The 15,612-nt window shown below is 45.1% G+C and carries 12 protein-coding genes; 2 read left to right on the top strand and 10 right to left on the bottom strand.

What is annotated here, in order from left to right; translation table 11 throughout:
* Positions 1–42: 42 nt before the first annotated feature.
* The 6 genes from HFV01_RS13860 to HFV01_RS13835 all read right to left on the bottom strand — a co-directional run bounded on the left by HFV01_RS13860 (position 43) and on the right by HFV01_RS13835 (position 2,634).
* Positions 43–561, bottom strand: a complete 519-nt coding sequence (locus HFV01_RS13860) for a hypothetical protein (protein ID WP_193521199.1) — start codon at positions 559–561, stop codon at positions 43–45.
* On the bottom strand, positions 558–797 hold the full coding sequence (locus HFV01_RS13855) for a hypothetical protein (RefSeq protein WP_193521198.1): 240 nt from the start codon (positions 795–797) through the stop codon (positions 558–560). Before HFV01_RS13855 ends, HFV01_RS13860 begins: the two co-directional genes overlap by 4 nt.
* Positions 794–1,129, bottom strand: a complete 336-nt coding sequence (locus HFV01_RS13850) for a hypothetical protein (protein WP_193521197.1) — start codon at positions 1,127–1,129, stop codon at positions 794–796. The genes HFV01_RS13855 and HFV01_RS13850 overlap by 4 nt, the downstream gene beginning before the upstream one ends.
* Before the next feature lie 82 nt (positions 1,130–1,211).
* Entirely contained in the window at positions 1,212–1,451 is a 240-nt protein-coding gene (locus tag HFV01_RS13845) for a hypothetical protein (RefSeq protein WP_157883445.1), read from the bottom strand.
* Positions 1,448–1,684, bottom strand: coding sequence for a hypothetical protein (locus tag HFV01_RS13840; protein ID WP_157883446.1), 237 nt, complete (start codon positions 1,682–1,684; stop codon positions 1,448–1,450). Before HFV01_RS13840 ends, HFV01_RS13845 begins: the two co-directional genes overlap by 4 nt.
* A gap of 53 nt (positions 1,685–1,737) precedes the next feature.
* A complete protein-coding gene (locus HFV01_RS13835) occupies positions 1,738–2,634 on the bottom strand; it encodes a hypothetical protein (RefSeq protein ID WP_006625785.1) in 897 nt (298 codons plus the stop codon).
* 141 nt (positions 2,635–2,775) lie between these two features.
* On the opposite strand from HFV01_RS13835, the gene HFV01_RS13830 reads away from it, so the two are divergent.
* Positions 2,776–6,030 (top strand): alpha-mannosidase, encoded by a 3,255-nt coding sequence (locus HFV01_RS13830; RefSeq protein WP_006625784.1) that lies wholly within the window; start codon positions 2,776–2,778, stop codon positions 6,028–6,030.
* A gap of 92 nt (positions 6,031–6,122) precedes the next feature.
* Here the strand turns inward: HFV01_RS13830 and pgm are convergent, their stop codons facing one another.
* From pgm to HFV01_RS13810, 4 genes are all read right to left on the bottom strand, one after another.
* Entirely contained in the window at positions 6,123–7,778 is a 1,656-nt protein-coding gene (pgm, locus tag HFV01_RS13825) for a phosphoglucomutase (alpha-D-glucose-1,6-bisphosphate-dependent) (protein ID WP_006669141.1), read from the bottom strand.
* Between the two features lie 428 nt (positions 7,779–8,206).
* Positions 8,207–10,408 carry an ATP-binding protein gene (locus tag HFV01_RS13820; RefSeq protein WP_006625781.1) on the bottom strand — a complete coding sequence of 734 codons (2,202 nt, stop codon included), beginning with the start codon at positions 10,406–10,408 and terminating at the stop codon, positions 8,207–8,209.
* Positions 10,409–10,527: 119 nt separating this feature from the next.
* Complete coding sequence (purD, locus tag HFV01_RS13815) at positions 10,528–11,805, bottom strand: phosphoribosylamine--glycine ligase (RefSeq protein ID WP_006625780.1); 1,278 nt, start codon at positions 11,803–11,805, stop codon at positions 10,528–10,530.
* 86 nt (positions 11,806–11,891) lie between these two features.
* A complete protein-coding gene (locus HFV01_RS13810; protein WP_006625779.1) occupies positions 11,892–12,569 on the bottom strand; it encodes a peptidoglycan-binding domain-containing protein in 678 nt (225 codons plus the stop codon).
* Between the two features lie 220 nt (positions 12,570–12,789).
* Here HFV01_RS13810 and HFV01_RS13805 point away from each other — a divergent pair, with 220 nt between their 5' ends.
* Positions 12,790–14,085: an FGGY-family carbohydrate kinase gene (locus HFV01_RS13805; protein ID WP_006625778.1), complete on the top strand. Its 1,296-nt coding sequence runs from the start codon at positions 12,790–12,792 to the stop codon at positions 14,083–14,085.
* Positions 14,086–15,612 lie beyond the last annotated feature (1,527 nt).

The raw sequence follows: 15,612 nt of genomic DNA, 5'->3' as shown, positions 1-15,612 counted from the left end.
CGGAGTTGGGGGAAGTCGGAGAGTGGGGAAGTTGACAGGTCCTCAAGTTGGAGAGTTGACAGGTCGGAGGTGGGAGTTGGGGGAAAGTCCGACAGTTGGGAAGTTGGAAAGTTGGGAAGTTGGAAAGTCCGAGAGTTGACAGGTCGGAGGTGGGAGTTGGGGGAAGTCCGAGAGTTGGAAAGTTGACAGGTGAGAGGTGGGGTAAGTCCTAGAGTTGACGGGTGGGAGTTGACAGGTCTTCAAGTTGACAGGTCGGAGGTGGGAGTTGGGGGAAGTCCGAGAGTTGGAAAGTTTCCAAGCTGGGAAGTCCGAGAGTTGGAAAGTTGGGAAGTTGGAAAGTTGGGAAGTTGGGAAGTTGGGAAGTCCGAGAGTTGACAGGTCCGAGGTGGGAGGTGGGGTAAGTCCGAGAGTTGACAGGTCCGAGAGTTGACGGGTGAGAGTTGGGGGAAGTCCGAGAGTTGACGGGTGAGAGTTGGGGGAAGTCCGAGAGTTGACGGGTGAGAGTTGGGGGAAGTCCGAGAGTTGACAGGTCCGAGGTGGGAGTTGGGGGAAGTCCCTCAAGTTGGGAGTTCAGTTGGGTGGAAAGTTGGGAAGTTGGAAAGTTGGAAAGTTGGGAAGAAGGTTGGGAAGTTGGGAAGGTCCGGGAGAGTTGACGAGTCCGAGGTGGGAGTTGGGGGAAGTCCGAGGTTGGGAAGTTGGGAAGTCCGAGAGTTGACGGGTGGGAGTTGGGGAAGTCCGAGAGTTGGAGAGTTGACAGGTCCGAGGTGGGGTAAGTCCGAGAGTTGACAAGTCCTCAAGTTGACAAGTCTTCAAGTTGACAGGTCGGAGGTGGGAGTTGAGGGAAGTCCGAGAGTTGGGAAGTTGGGAAGTCCGAGAGTTGACAGGTCCGAGAGTTGACAGGTGGGAAGTCCGAGAGTTGACGAGTGAGAGTTGGGGGAAGTCCGAGAGTTGACAGGTCCGAGGTGAGAGGTGGGGTAAGTCCGAGAGTTGACAGGTCGGAGGTCGGAGTTGGGGGAAAGTCCGACAGTTGGGAAGTTGGAAAGTTGGGAAGTTGGAAAGTCCGAGAGTTGACAGGTCGGAGGTGGGAGTTGGGGGAAGTCGGAGAGTGGGGAAGTTGACAGGTCCTCAAGTTGGAGAGTTGACAGGTCGGAGGTGGGAGTTGGGGGAAGTCCGAGAGTTGGAAAGTTGACAGGTGAGAGGTGGGGTAAGTCCTAGAGTTGACGGGTGGGAGTTGACAGGTCTGAGAGTTGACAGGTCGGAGGTGGGAGTTGAGGGAAGTCCGAGAGTTGGGAAGTTGGGAAGTCCGAGAGTTGACAGGTCCGAGAGTTGACAGGTGGGAAGTCCGAGAGTTGACGAGTGAGAGTTGGGGGAAGTCCGAGAGTTGACGGGTGAGAGTTGGGGGAAGTCCGAGAGTTGACAGGTCCGAGGTGGGAGTTGGGGGAAGTCCTCAAGTTGGAGAGTTGGAAAGCTGGGAAGTCCGAGAGTTGGAAAGTTGGAAAGTTGGGAAGTTGGGAAGTCCGAGAGTTGACAGGTCGGAGGTGGGAGTTGGGGGAAAGTCCGAGAGTTGGGAAGTTGGGAAGTCCGAGAGTTGACGGGTGAGAGTTGGGGGAAGTCCGAGAGTTGACAGGTCGAAGGTGGGAGTTGGGAGGTAATGTGTTGAATAAAGAATCAAGCGTATAGCCATGTCTGAACTATCGTTAATATAATAGCAGATGTGGAGGCAGGTGTCAAGGGTGATTAGGAGCGAGGTGGGGCTAATTTTTGGAGAATTGAAAGGTGTGGGGATGATTTTAACCAGTTAACTATTTTGATGATAATTTGTTCAGCGATCGCTATCACCCTATCCAACCATTCAATTAAAGATTGTAGGGGATGTTTAACATATCCGATCGCTTCTGCTGGTGTTTCTAACCATAATGGTTTATCTTCTACCTCTCGTTTTTGAGAATAGGCTATGCTACCGCCTTCTGTGAGGGGGGTGTTAGGGGAAGTCGCTAGTTGTAGTTGTGATCCTTGATGGTGGTTTAATTGTTCCAGTATTTGTGATTCTAACTTGGGAAAATTAGGGAGAGTTTGACTGGGGGGAAGTTGAGGAGTCCGAGTCTTGGGGGAAGTCGAGTTTAATCTAAATTGAGGTTGAGAATTGGTTAAAGGTAAAGGTGGCTTTGAGGTTTTCCAAGGATCTGGAAGTGGTACCGATACCCTTAGAGAGGGGTTGAGATTATCGGTGGGTTCTTTGAGTAAATAATTGAGGGTCGAAAATATCCATAGGTGGAAGTTATGGAAAAGCGTCGTGGCGACCGGTTTGATTTGAGGTTCAATTTCTGCGATCGTGTTGTCGATCGCTAAAAGTAGAGTAGGGTGAGATGATGGTTGTGGTTGGGGGTTCTCCTTCGCCGTGGTTTCTGCGGAGGGTAATGATGGTGAGACTTTGGGGGTGGGAAGTGTAAAGTTGCTCAGAGGAGTATTTTGGAGAATTAGATAAATCGGATAAAGTAAAATTTGGGTGGTGGCGCTGGTCGCGTAGCGAATATTCCGCCAAGTGCGATCGCAAGCATCACTAAATTGCTGATAGTTGCTCAGGAGGAAGTTAAACAGGCGGCTTTTATAGGGACCGGAGTGGGCTGAGGACATATAGGCTCAAGTTATGCTAAGAGATGGTTTTGGTGGTTATTAATAGCTCGTGCCTCCCATTGTACAGCAACTTACAGGGAATAGGCAAGAGCCAATAGGATAAGTCATGATGTTTGTTAGTTGAGTGGTTGATGGCTGAACATGAGTTTATCTAGTTCTGATGATAGTCGTGTTGTGATTAATCAGGCGATCGCCAGATTGCGGGAGATGACCAGATCCGATCTTCAGAGACGGTGGCGGTTTCATGAGGGAGATATTTCCCCACAAATGAACCAGGGGTGGCGTGATTGGTCCTTCGTGGATTTGAATGATCGGGGTCATGTAGCTTGGTCTGAGGGGGGGAAAGTTTTGTGGTTAGCCCAGGAGGTTAATATTCCCGCTAATTTAGGGGGGTATAGGTTGGAGGGTTTATGCTTGAAATTGAGTTTGGTTTGGTGGGCACAGTTGGCTGAAGTTTATGTTAATGGTAGTTTGGTACAGTCGGGAGATTTATTTGATTGTAGGACAGCGATCGTTTTGTCCGAGTCCGTCTTACCTTCCACCAAGTTTAGGATCTTTTTAAGGTTGGTAAGTCCCCCTCATGATCGAGGTGCTTTGGTAGCCTCTAGTTGTGTCTACCAAGCCGGAAAAGTTGGAGATATTGATCCGGGTTTTATTGGCGACGAGTTGGCGGTTTACTCTAGTTATCTGCTGAAGGGAAATATTGATGAGTTGGAGTTGACAAGTCGCGCACAAGTTTTCCCCCTCCTCTCTCCCCAAAGGTGGCAGGAGTTAGGGGAAGCCGTTAGTAGGATAAATTGGGATATTGTAGGCGATCGCCATTTATTTATGTCCGAGTTATTCCGTCTGCGAGAGTGTTGGGATACCTGTGCGGATTTAAAGTTAGTTAAGTTTAGGTTTTTAGGTCATGCTCATTTAGACTTGGCTTGGCTATGGTCAGTCGCCGAAACTTGGTCGGTCGCCATTAAAACCTTTGAGTCCGTCCTCGCTTTACAGGATGATTTTCCTGAGTTGATTTTTACTCATTCTACCCCCGCGCTATATGCTTGGCTTGAGGAAAATAGACCCGATTTGTTTAAGTTAATCCAAAATCGGATTTCCCAGAAGCGTTGGGAGGTCGCCGCTGGTTTATGGGTTGAACCCGAATTAAATACCGTTTCTGGGGAGTCAATTGTTCGCCAAATTCTCTATGGTCAATATTATGTCGCTGATCAGTTTGGGGAAGTCTCCCGTATAGCTTGGCTACCCGATAGTTTTGGTTTTTCTTGGCAACTTCCCCAGTTGCTGACTCTGGGAAGGATTGATTTTTTTGCGACTCAAAAGTTGCGGTGGAATGATACAACAGTCTTTCCCTATGGTTGTTTTCGTTGGCGAGGTTTGAACGGTACCGAAATTGTCAGTTTGATGTCTGCACCAATTGGGGAAAATGTCGAACCCCTCAAGTTAGTAAACTATGGCATTGAGTGGGAGTCTCAAACTGGCTTAAATGAGTGTTTATGGTTGCCAGGAGTTGGCGATCATGGCGGCGGTCCGACGCGGGAAATGCTGGAGGTCATCCGTCGTTGGCGATCGTCTCCTCTGTTTCCTGATTTGCGTTTTATGTCCGCCGTCGATTATTTGGATGGGCTGGGTGATTTACCCAATCTTCCAGTGTGGAATGATGAGTTATATCTCGAGTTTCATCGAGGTTGCTATACTACCCACGCTGACCAAAAGCGTTGGAATCGTTTGTGCGAAGGGTTGCTCTATCGGGCTGAGTTGTGGTCCGCTGTCGCTTCTATCGTGACCGGGTTTGAAGTTCCCCAGGCGACCTTAGAAGAGGCATGGAAGGGGGTTTTGTTTAATCAGTTTCATGATATCCTCCCAGGGTCCGCTATTGCTGAGGTCTATGAGGATGCTAACCGGGGTTGGCAGGCAGCCGCGACAACCGCTGGAGATGCTGAAAATAGAGCATTAGATGCGATCGCTTCTTCCATTTCTCTCCCTTACCCCCCACAACCTCAAGCTATACCCATTGTCGTCTTTAACCCCCTCAATTGGACTCGTTCCGAAATTGTCCAAGTCCCATTACCCCCCCAGGGAAGTTGGGATGTTTGCGAAAGCACTGGAAATGCCTTAAATTCCCAACTGGTGCGGGTTTCAGGTCGGTCTGAATTGCTGTTTTTTGCAACTGATGTGCCGTCAGTCGGTTATCGCTGTTTCTGGTTAGTGCCTAAATCCCCTGAAACACCCATGAATCAAGGGTTTGAGCCGAAAAATGACCTTATATGCGCGCACCTTTTCCGACTTTACTACACTATATCAGGTTCCCGTTTAGATGTCAATACTAATCGTAAAAATTCCGAAAATTGGGAATTTGAGAATCAGTATTTACGGGTAAAAGTGTCGGGAGAAACAGGAGACTTAATCGAGATTTTTGATAAAGTCAATAGTCGGGAAGTCTTGACATATCCCGGACATCAATGGCGACTGTTTCGAGACCAGGGACAATATTGGGATGCTTGGAATATTGACCCCAATTATCATAAGTATCCCTTAGATAGTCCGCAACTAGAGTCAATTGAGTTTGTCGAAAAAGGTTATCTACGCGGGAGGTTGCGAGTTTTCAAGAGATTTAATAACTCTCGGTTTTGTCAAGATTATGTTTTATCGATAGGGTCGCCAATTTTACGGGTTGAGTGTCGAGTAGAGTGGCGAGAGAATCATGTGTTAATGAAGGGTTATTTTCCATTGTCTATAAATGCAGATTTACTGAGTTATGAAATCCCTTGTGGTGTAATGGAGAGAAAGACCGAACCCCAGACAAATTTTGACAAATCCAAATGGGAAGTTCCTGCTTTAAATTGGGGGAGTCTGAGTGATGGTAATTATGGTGTATCATTGCTAAATGATTGTAAGTATGGATATGATTTTAAGCCAGATGAAATTGGTTTAAGTTTGCTACGGGGTTCTTTATGGCCCGACCCGAAAGCTGATGTAGGTGTTCATGAGTTTAGTTATGGTATTTACCCCCATTTAGGTGATTGGCGACAGGGGGAAACTGTGCGACGAGGTTATGAGTTTAATCAGCCGCTACAGGTGAGGGTTTTAGAGTTATCTAATGTGGGGATAACTGGTGGTGAGTCCTGTCGGAGTTTTTTAGGTTTTAGTGCTAGTAATTTTGTGTTAATGGCTGTGAAGCGATCGCACTTAGACCACCAGACTTGGATTATACGAGGTTATGAGTGTCAAGGAAGTGGGGGAGTATTGGAATTCGAGAATAGTTTAGGAGTCCAGGTCAACTATGCCGTCAACTTATTGGAGGAAAGGGTTGGGGTTTTTGACCGAAAGATGCAACCTTGGCAGGTGTTAGGGTTAGCCATTTCTGGGAAGACTGGGAGTGACGAAGTAACTTGAGATAATCATCAGACTACCAGGACTTGAGAAGCCGGGTAGAATTGGGAAAAAAGTTTTTAAAAACCCAGCTTCTCAGGAAAATTGATTAATTATTAAAAGGTGTCACTCACAATTTTTTGTGCTTCCGAAATAATCTGATTCAAATGTTCTTCCCCCTTAAAACTTTCCGCATAGATTTTATAGACATCTTCTGTACCCGATGGACGTGCAGCAAACCAACCTTGTTCCGTCGTAACTTTTAAACCACCTATAGCCGCATTATTTCCCGGTGCATTAGTCATTTTAGCCACGATTGGATCACCCGCCAAAGTTGATACTTTCACATCTTCTGGAGATAACTTACTGAGGCGTGCTTTTTGTTCAGAATTAGCAGCAGAATCAATACGGGAATAGTAGGCGCGACCCAAACGTTCAGTCATGTCTTTATAGTGCATACCAGGGTCTTTACCAGTTTTAGCCGTAATTTCCGCCGCCAGTAAATCCATAATAATCCCATCTTTATCAGTAGTCCAAACTGTGCCATCCATTCGCAGGAAAGATGCGCCAGCGCTTTCTTCACCGCCAAAACCCAAAGAACCGTCTAGCAAGCCATCTACAAACCATTTAAAGCCTACAGGAACCTCACAAAGTTGGCGATTAATATCCTTAGCTACCCGGTCAATCAAACTACTGCTAACTAAAGTTTTCCCGATCGCACTTTCAGGACTCCAGCCTTGTCGATTAGTGAATAAATACCAAATAGCCACAGACAGGAAATGATTAGGGTTCATTAATCCCATGCTAGGGGTAACAATACCATGTCGGTCTGAGTCCGTATCATTCCCAAAAGCGATATCATAATCATCTTTGAGTTTAACCAAATTCGCCATAGCATAAGGAGAGGAACAGTCCATGCGAATTTTCCCATCCCAGTCTACAGTCATAAACCCAAAAGTCGGGTCAACTGTAGGATTGACTATAGTCAAATTTAACCCATAACGTTCTGCAATAGGTTCCCAATAACCAATATTAGAACCCCCCAATGGGTCAACACCTATTTTAATTCCTGATTCCCGAATTGCTGCCATATCAATAATATTTTCCAGGTCAGCAATATATGGGGTAATGAAGTCAAAACTGTGAGTAGTGCTGGCGTATAATGCCTGATTGTAAGGGCTGCGACTTACCGCGCGATTACCATCAGCCAGGATTTGATTAGCCCGTTGTTGAATCCATTTGGTGATTTCCGGACCTGCCGGACCGCCAGAGGGGGGATTGTATTTAAAGCCACCGTCCGAGGGGGGATTATGGGAGGGGGTGACGATAATACCGTCCGCTAAACCTTCTGTACGTTGGCGGTTGTAGGTGAGAATGGCATGGGAAACCGCCGGGGTGGGGGTAAATTTGCCATTTCCTTCCTCTGTGGCTATGTAGGTTTCTACTTGGTTGGCTGCTAAAACTTCTAGGGCGGTTTTTTGCGCCGGTTCAGATAAAGCGTGGGAGTCGTGACCCATATACAGGGGACCCGTAATGCCTTGGTGGCGGCGATATTCTACCGTCGCTTGAGTAACCGCTAGGATATGGTCTTCGTTAAAAGTGCCGTTAGCCGAACATCCCCGGTGTCCAGATGTACCGAAACTTACTTGCTGTTGAGGATTGTTGGGATCTGGACGCACTGAATAATATTGCTCAATAAGGCGATCGATATTTTCCAAGATATCACCTGGGGCGATTTTTCCGGCCAAGGGGCTAATGTTTTTGGCTACCATTATTATCTTGATGATTCTATACTCTGGGTAATGGTTGAGATTATACCAGTCAGTGTCCTGTGTATTTATCGTCGCAATTTGGCTAATTTAAGTTAAGTTTTACTAATGTATCGCTGCCAAGAGTTTTAATTTTACCAAGTTTGTTAAGAATTAATACATTTTTATTGATAATTTATCTCAAAATATTGACGAGATTATAGGGGTTATGGTAGGCTAGAGTAAATCGCACCCAAGGTTTTGCTGTGTCTATTTGTAAAAATAGGGGCTATAACCCCTATTCTATCGCCCAAATAATTATTCTCTGAGCAATTTTAAAAAATCCCGATGCACCAATTTTAGGCTACGGAGAGGAAGCCCAAAATCGACATCTTGACAAAATCGACATTTTGTGCATATTGGATGATTGCGTAGACAGGGGGGATAATAGTTCATGATAGGAACTCCATAGCTGGTGCGACCACATCAGGAATCAAATTTTGTTGGTCTTCCTGGTAGACAGCCAAATCAAACCAGAAGGTAGTTCCCACTCCCAACTCACTAACCAAATGTACCTGAGAATTGTGCTTTTCAATAATATTCCTAACAATAGATAAACCCAAGCCCGTCCCTTCCAAGGTATGCACTCGATTTTCGACTCTAAAGAATCGAGTAAAAACAGCTTCTTGGTCTTCCGAAGCAATACCGCTTCCGGTATCAGAAACCTCGATGCGTACCACTCTCTGATATAGTTGTGAATTGTGGGAAATATGCCTATCTAAAGGTCGAGGTGGTGGTGGAGACATAATCCAACCTCCCCGTTCAATTTCGGCTGCTTCTCGACTCTCAGCCAGGGAGATATGATGGCTATCATCTAATAAATAGGCACGAATTATTACTCTTCCGCCAGCTTCGGTAAATTTGAGGGAATTTCCGACCAAGTTAGTGAGGACTTGTAACAACAAATCAAAGTGACCTCTAACGGCTGGTAGTAATGGTTCTACCTCTTTACTCAATTCAATTCCCTTATCTCGCGCATTGAGTTGATAAGTCCGTAGGGTTTGTTCAATAGGATGAGCAATATCAACAGGTTCCAGGTGATAAATACGACAGGACTCAAGGCGAGATAAATCTAAAACGTCATTAACTAGACGGGTAAGGCGGTCAGTTTCATGGTTAGCGGTTTCTAAAAATTCTCGACGTTCTTCTTCGCTTAAATCATCGCCATAGTCGTGGAGAGTTTCGATAAAGGATTTAATGTTAAATAAAGGTGTTCTCAACTCATGGGAAACGTTACTGATAAACTGGCTTTTAGCGTCATTTAGTTCGACTTCTCGGGTGATATCCTGAATAGTCATAGCAATGCCTTTTAAACTTTCCCGATAGTTTTCCTGATTTTTGACGGTGGCATCTTGATTGTAGAATGTACATTCATTAGCTTGGGGTCTTTGGGGGGAGGTGCAACTATTATCGTGGTCATAGATACAACTAGCGCAGAGGGGTTCTACACCGGGGGATTTATGTAGTAAAACTGTGGTGAGAAGAATGCGGAGAGTGCGATTATTTGGTTCAGTGAGAGAACAGCGAAATTCTCCTCCTTCTAGGTTTCCAGAGGCAATTTTTTGTAATGGTTGAGATAGTTCTTGTAATACTGGTGCGGGAAGATAGGTTAAAACGTTTTCAGAAATGACGCTTTGACGTTCCCACCCAAAGAGGCGACGCGCGGTCGGGTTGACGAGAATTAGATTAAGTTCAGCATCTATTAAAACTGCACCATCTGCAATAGTTGAAACCAGAGTTTCTAGCTTGGCTTTTTCGGCGGTCAACTCTTCGATATTTTGTTCGTCGTAGCTTTCCAGGCGTTCTGCCATTTCATTAAAACTCAATATGAGTTCTCCCAATTCACCGCCAAAGGGTAAATCAATGCGTTGTCTAAAGTTACCAGCAGCTATATTTTTGACTCCCATTAGTAGTTCTTTAATCGGCTGAGTAATGGTTAGGGCATTAAAAACCGCCCCTAAAATTACCATAACCCAGATAGAGACGAAAACTGCTAAGGTAACGTCACGAGTTAAGTTAGAGGAGACGACAACGGTGGGATTAGGATTAATACCGATCGCCAAAATTCCCAGATATTTGTCATCGTGCATTAGGGGAACAAATACATCTGTTATTTGACCCCCAGGGGTAAGATGCTGGCGCACCATAGGTAAAGCGGAATAATCCCTCGCTTCGACACTGGCGAGAAAATTTTCCGGCAGTTGCATCCGTCGTCGCAGGGTGAGGGAGTTCTGGACTGCGGAATCAGAAAAGGGGAGACCGAGGAAAATCTCGCCGTCGGGGTCAGCATAGAGCATATATCGCACACTAGAGGTGCTGGTGTAGAACTGACGGGAGAAACGGGCTACCTCTTCCCGATTATTTTCAGCAATCATAGGGGCGACATTAGCGGCTAAAAGTAAGCCCAAATCTCGACCATAGCGGGTATCATTAAGACGAGCGTCTTGCTGAATGGTATTAACGGCCCAAAAGGTTAAACCGCTCATCAATAGGGACACCACCAGGGTAGCTCCCGCCATGAGTCGGGTTTGTAGGGTAAACTCAGACCACCAATTTCTGAGAATTTCTGGAAGTTTGGTGAGAATTGCCAGCATCTTGTACGGTTCTGGGTTGGGGAACTGCTTATCAGTATCTAGCGTAGACGATCGCCAGATTCTCTACCACAGTTTAGCAAAAATTGGAGTTAAGTTTTGTTAAGGCTGTACATAATTGATTAATTTTGGCTTTGTCGGAGTCTAAAACCAATATCTCGGCGACAGTACATTCCGTCAAAGTTAATGCAGTCCACAGCCTGATAAGCATTGGTGATAGCAGTTTCTACAGTGTCACCGATAGCGGTTACACCCAAAACTCTGCCCCCGTCGGTGATTATTTGTCCATCGACCAGGCGAGTTCCGGCATGAAATACTTTAGCACCCAAGGCTGATGCTGCGTCAATACCAGTAATCAGCTTACCTTTTGGATAAGTTCCCGGATAACCACAGGAAGCCAAAACCACACATAGGGAAACTCCGGGTTTCCAACGAATAGGGGGAAGTTCTGCCAGACGGCGATCGCAACAAGCTGTTAAAATCTGGTCTAGGGGAGTATCTAACATGAGGAGTACAGCCTGAGTTTCCGGGTCTCCAAATCTACAGTTAAACTCCAGAACCATTAAATCACCGTCAGGGGTAATCATCAATCCCGCATAGATAATACCACAATAATCAATTCCCCGGTTTTGAAGTTCCTGTAAAGTAGGTTCAAGAACCTCCCGTTGTATTTTCACCATTAACGTATCAGAGACCAGGGGGGTAGGCGCATAAGCACCCATACCGCCAGTATTAGGTCCCGTGTCACCTTCTCCAATAGGTTTATGATCTTGAGCCGGAATTAGGGGGCGAATAGTTTTACCATCAGTAATAGCTAAAACCGAGACCTCTTGACCCTGTAGAAACTCCTCGATCACAATTTGGCAATTATCTTGACCAAATTCTCCCTGAGAAATGGAGGTAATAGCCGAATCAGCCATTTCCAGGCTAGTAGCAACAATAACCCCTTTTCCCGCCGCGAGTCCATCAGCTTTAATAACAATGGGAACTTGAGTAATATAGTCTTTAGCAGCTTGGGGGTCAGTAAATACAGCCCCCGTGGCGGTAGGGACTCCTGCTGCTAACATCAAATCTTTAGCCCAGGACTTACTCGCTTCTAATTTTGCGCCTTCACGTCCGGGTCCAAATACTTTAACATGATTTTTAGTAAGTTCATCTGCAATACCCAAAGCCAGGGGCACTTCTGGACCGACGACCACCAAATCAATAGCTTCATCTTTAGCCAAAGCAACAATAGCCGGGATATCCTCAACCGGGATATTTCGATTTTGACATTTGGTTAGGGTAGCAGTCCCGCCATTTCCGGGAGTACAGATAACCTGTTGGACTGTTTCTGACTGAGTGAGTGTCCAAGCTAAGGCGTGTTCTCTACCACCGTTTCCAACAACTAATATTTTCACAAGAACCTCGCACCTTCAACAAATAAAACCTACACCAAAACGATGTAGGCTTGTCGATAATAATTAAACCAAATTTTGAGGAAATCCTACATTCCCAAAGCCGCCAAGGTAGCCGGACCCGCCACACCATCAACTCTCAAGCCGTAGTCACGCTGGAAGGCTTTAACTGCTTTGGTGGTAATTGGACCAAAATATCCGGTGGCGCGCGCGTGGAAATAACCGTAGTAAGCTAGTTTATGTTGCAAGTTAGTAACTCGGGAACAACTGTCACCGTGGGACAGGGATTTATGGTAGCCACGACCACGACGGGGGCGGTGACTGGCTGCATGATAGCCATAATGGCGTTTGGGAGGAGATTTAACATAGCAGGAGGTGTAGCAATGGAGTCCCAAAGCGGAAGCTGTGGCGGGACCAACAATGCCATCTGCTACCAACCCATAGTCACGCTGAAAGGCTTTAACGGAGTGCTTGGTAATTGAACCAAAATAGCCGGTAGACCGCGCGCGGAAGTAGCCATGATTAGCTAAGGCGTTCTGCAATTGTACCACATGGTTGCCAGAGGAACCATAGTAGATGGAGGCTTGGGCGGCGCTGGTGGAACCCAAAATTGACAAACCAATGGCTGCACCGATAATTGGCATTAAGCAGGTAGTAGAAACTTTACTCCAGTTAACACCCCGAAACAGAATCAAGTTGTCGCTGAGGTTGAACTGCTGGGGAGACTCATAGCTAGAGACTAGATGATTGTAGGCAATTGTATCCATTTCATCTCCTAATTCAGTATTTGAAAAAAAAGTTGACCAATGGTTGATCTAATTCGAGATGCTACCACGGGTTATTAATTTATAGCTGTTTGACCCGCAAAAGTCTAGGGTTAACTATGAAAATCAAGATTTTTTTGCAAAACTTAATATAATTGTGAAGACACAAATATATAATTGTACCACTTTGCGAGTTGCTTATTGTTAATCACTGACATTTATTATGAATCTATTTTTAGGTATAGATTTTGGTACTTCTGGGGCTCGTTCAGTAGTGATTGATACCCTGGGAGGGGTTCATGCAGAGGGGGTTTGTACCTGGAAGGAATCATTGGTGACTATGGAATCACCGAAACTCTGGAAAAATGGGTTATTTGAGTTACTCAATCAAATTCCTAAAGATTTATGTTCTCAGATTAGATCGATCGCCATTAATGGTACTTCTGCTACAGTGTTATTATGTGATGAGATGGGGAATCCGGTCACCGCACCGCTCGCTTATAATCACAGTTGTGATCAGGCTATTGTGGAGAGACTAAAAGCGATCGCACCCCCAGACAATCCGGTTTTGAGTAGTACCTCTAGCTTGGTCAAACTACTCTGGTGGCAAGAAAATCTTACCCCGCCGCCACCCGGAAAGTTATATTTTTTGCATCAAGCAGACTGGCTAGGATTTTTATTACATGATAAGTTGGGTATTAGTGACCATCATAATAGTCTCAAACTCGGCTATGATGTGGTGAATCTTTGCTATCAGTCGTGGTTGTTAGAGGCTATTAAATGGGGGGGTAAATTTACGCCGATTTTGCCAAAAGTCCTGACCCCAGGAACCTGTATTAGCCCTATTAATCGACAATTAAGCGATCGCTTTCGATTGCGCCCAGATTGTATAATTAGAGCCGGAACTACAGATAGCATCGCCGCTTTCATAGCCTCCGGTGCTAGTTCCCCTGGGGAGGCTGTCACTTCCCTAGGTTCAACCCTGGTGTTAAAGCTGTTAAGTCCTACCGCTATCAATGTTGCTAAATATGGCATTTACAGCCACAGGTTTGGTGATTTGTGGCTGACTGGCGGCGCTTCTAATACGGGGGGTGCCATATTGCGACACTTTTTTAGCGATCGCCAATTGGAAAGCCTCAGCCGCCAGATTAATCCTAACACTCCCACTCTCCTAGATTATTATCCCCTATTGCAACCGGGCGATCGCTTTCCTATCAATGACCCCAATTTGTTACCCCGTCTTGAACCTCGCCCCAGTAATGATGTAGAATTTCTCCATGGCTTACTAAATGCGATCGCCCGTATTGAGTCTCAAGGTTATCAACTTTTACAAAACCTAGGCGCAAGTCCTCTCCAGCGCGTCTATACTGCTGGCGGTGGGGCCAAAAATTCCACCTGGACTACTATTCGCCACCATCATCTCCGAGTCCCTGTACTCCCTTCTCCACACACCCAAGCCGCCTACGGAACAGCCTGTTTAGCTATGCGGGGGGAGTTGATTAAAAAATCAAGTTGTTAAGAAATGTTAAAAAAATCGACCTTTTTTTGGGGGTGGGTTGACTTTCGGGGAGGTTGACGCTATACTTTTAAATAATGGAGATAGTGACATTTTTCGGTTAAAAGGTAATATTTCCATTATTTAGCATTACTATAGTAATTATAAACAATTTCCGCAGCCCTGTCAACCCCTGAACCGGGGGCGATCGCAATCTTGATTAAAAAATCAAACTTTCAGGGTTAAAAAAATCGACCTTTTTTTGGGGGGTGGGTTGACTTTCGGGGAGGTTGACGCTATACTTTTAAATAATGGAGATAGTGACATTTTTCGGTTAAAAGGTAATATTTCCATTATCTAGCATTACTATAGTGATTATAAACAATTTCCGCAGCCCTGTCAACCCCTGAGCCGGGGGCGATCGCAACTTGATTAAAAAATCAAACTTTCAGGGTTAAAAAAATCGACCTTTTTTTGGGGGGTGGGTTGACTTTCGGGGAGGTTGACGCTATACTTTTAAATAATGGAGATAGTGACATTTTTCAGTTAAAAGGTAATATTTCCATTATTTAGCATTACTATAGTAATTGTAAACAATTTCCGCAGCCCTGTCAACCCCTGAACCGGGGGCGATCGCAATCTTGATTAAAAAATCAAACTTTCAGGGTTAAAAAAATCGACCTTTTTTTGGGGGGTGGGTTGACTTTCGGGGAGGTTGACGCTATACTTTTAAATAATGGAGATAGTGACATTTTTCAGTTAAAAGGTAATATTTCCATTATTTAGCATTACTATAGTAATTGTAAACAATTTCCGCAGCCCTGTCAACCCCTGAACCGGGGGCGATCGCAATCTTGATTAAAAAATCAAACTTTCAGGGTTAAAAAAATCGACCTTTTTTTGGGGGGTGGGTTGACTTTCGGGGAGGTTGACGCTATACTTTTAAATAATGGAGATAGTGACATTTTTCGGTTAAAAGGTAATATTTCCATTATCTAGCATTACTATAGTAATTGTAAACAATTTCCGCAGCCATGTCAACCCCTGAACCGGGGGCGATCGCAATCTTGATTAAAAAATCAAACTTTCAGGGTTAAAAAAATCGACCTTTTTTTGGGGGGTGGGTTGACTTTCGGGGAGGTTGACGCTATACTTTTAAATAATGGAGATAGTGACATTTTTCGGTTAAAAGGTAATATTTCCATTATTTAGCATTACTATAGTAATTGTAAACAATTTCCGCAGCCCTGTCAACCCCTGAGCCGGGGGCGATCGCAACTTGATTAAAAAATCAAACTTTCAGGGTTAAAAAAATCGACCTTTTTTTGGGGGGTGGGTTGACTTTCGGGGAGGTTGACGCTATACTTTTAGATAATGGAAATAGTGACATTTTTCAGTTAAAAAGTAATATTTCCATTATTTAGCATTACTATAGTAATTGTAAACAATTTCCGCAGCCCTGTCAACCCCTGAGCCGGGGGCGATCGCAACTTGATTAAAAAATCAAATTGGGAAAGCAAATAACTGATAAACTGTTTTGAGGCTATATCA

The organism is Limnospira fusiformis SAG 85.79 (genome assembly GCF_012516315.1).
In the GTDB taxonomy this organism is placed as follows: Bacteria; Cyanobacteriota; Cyanobacteriia; order Cyanobacteriales; family Microcoleaceae; genus Limnospira; species Limnospira fusiformis.
The sequence above is the reverse complement of the archived record's forward strand: the minus strand, read 5'-3'. Positions and strand labels throughout refer to the sequence as shown.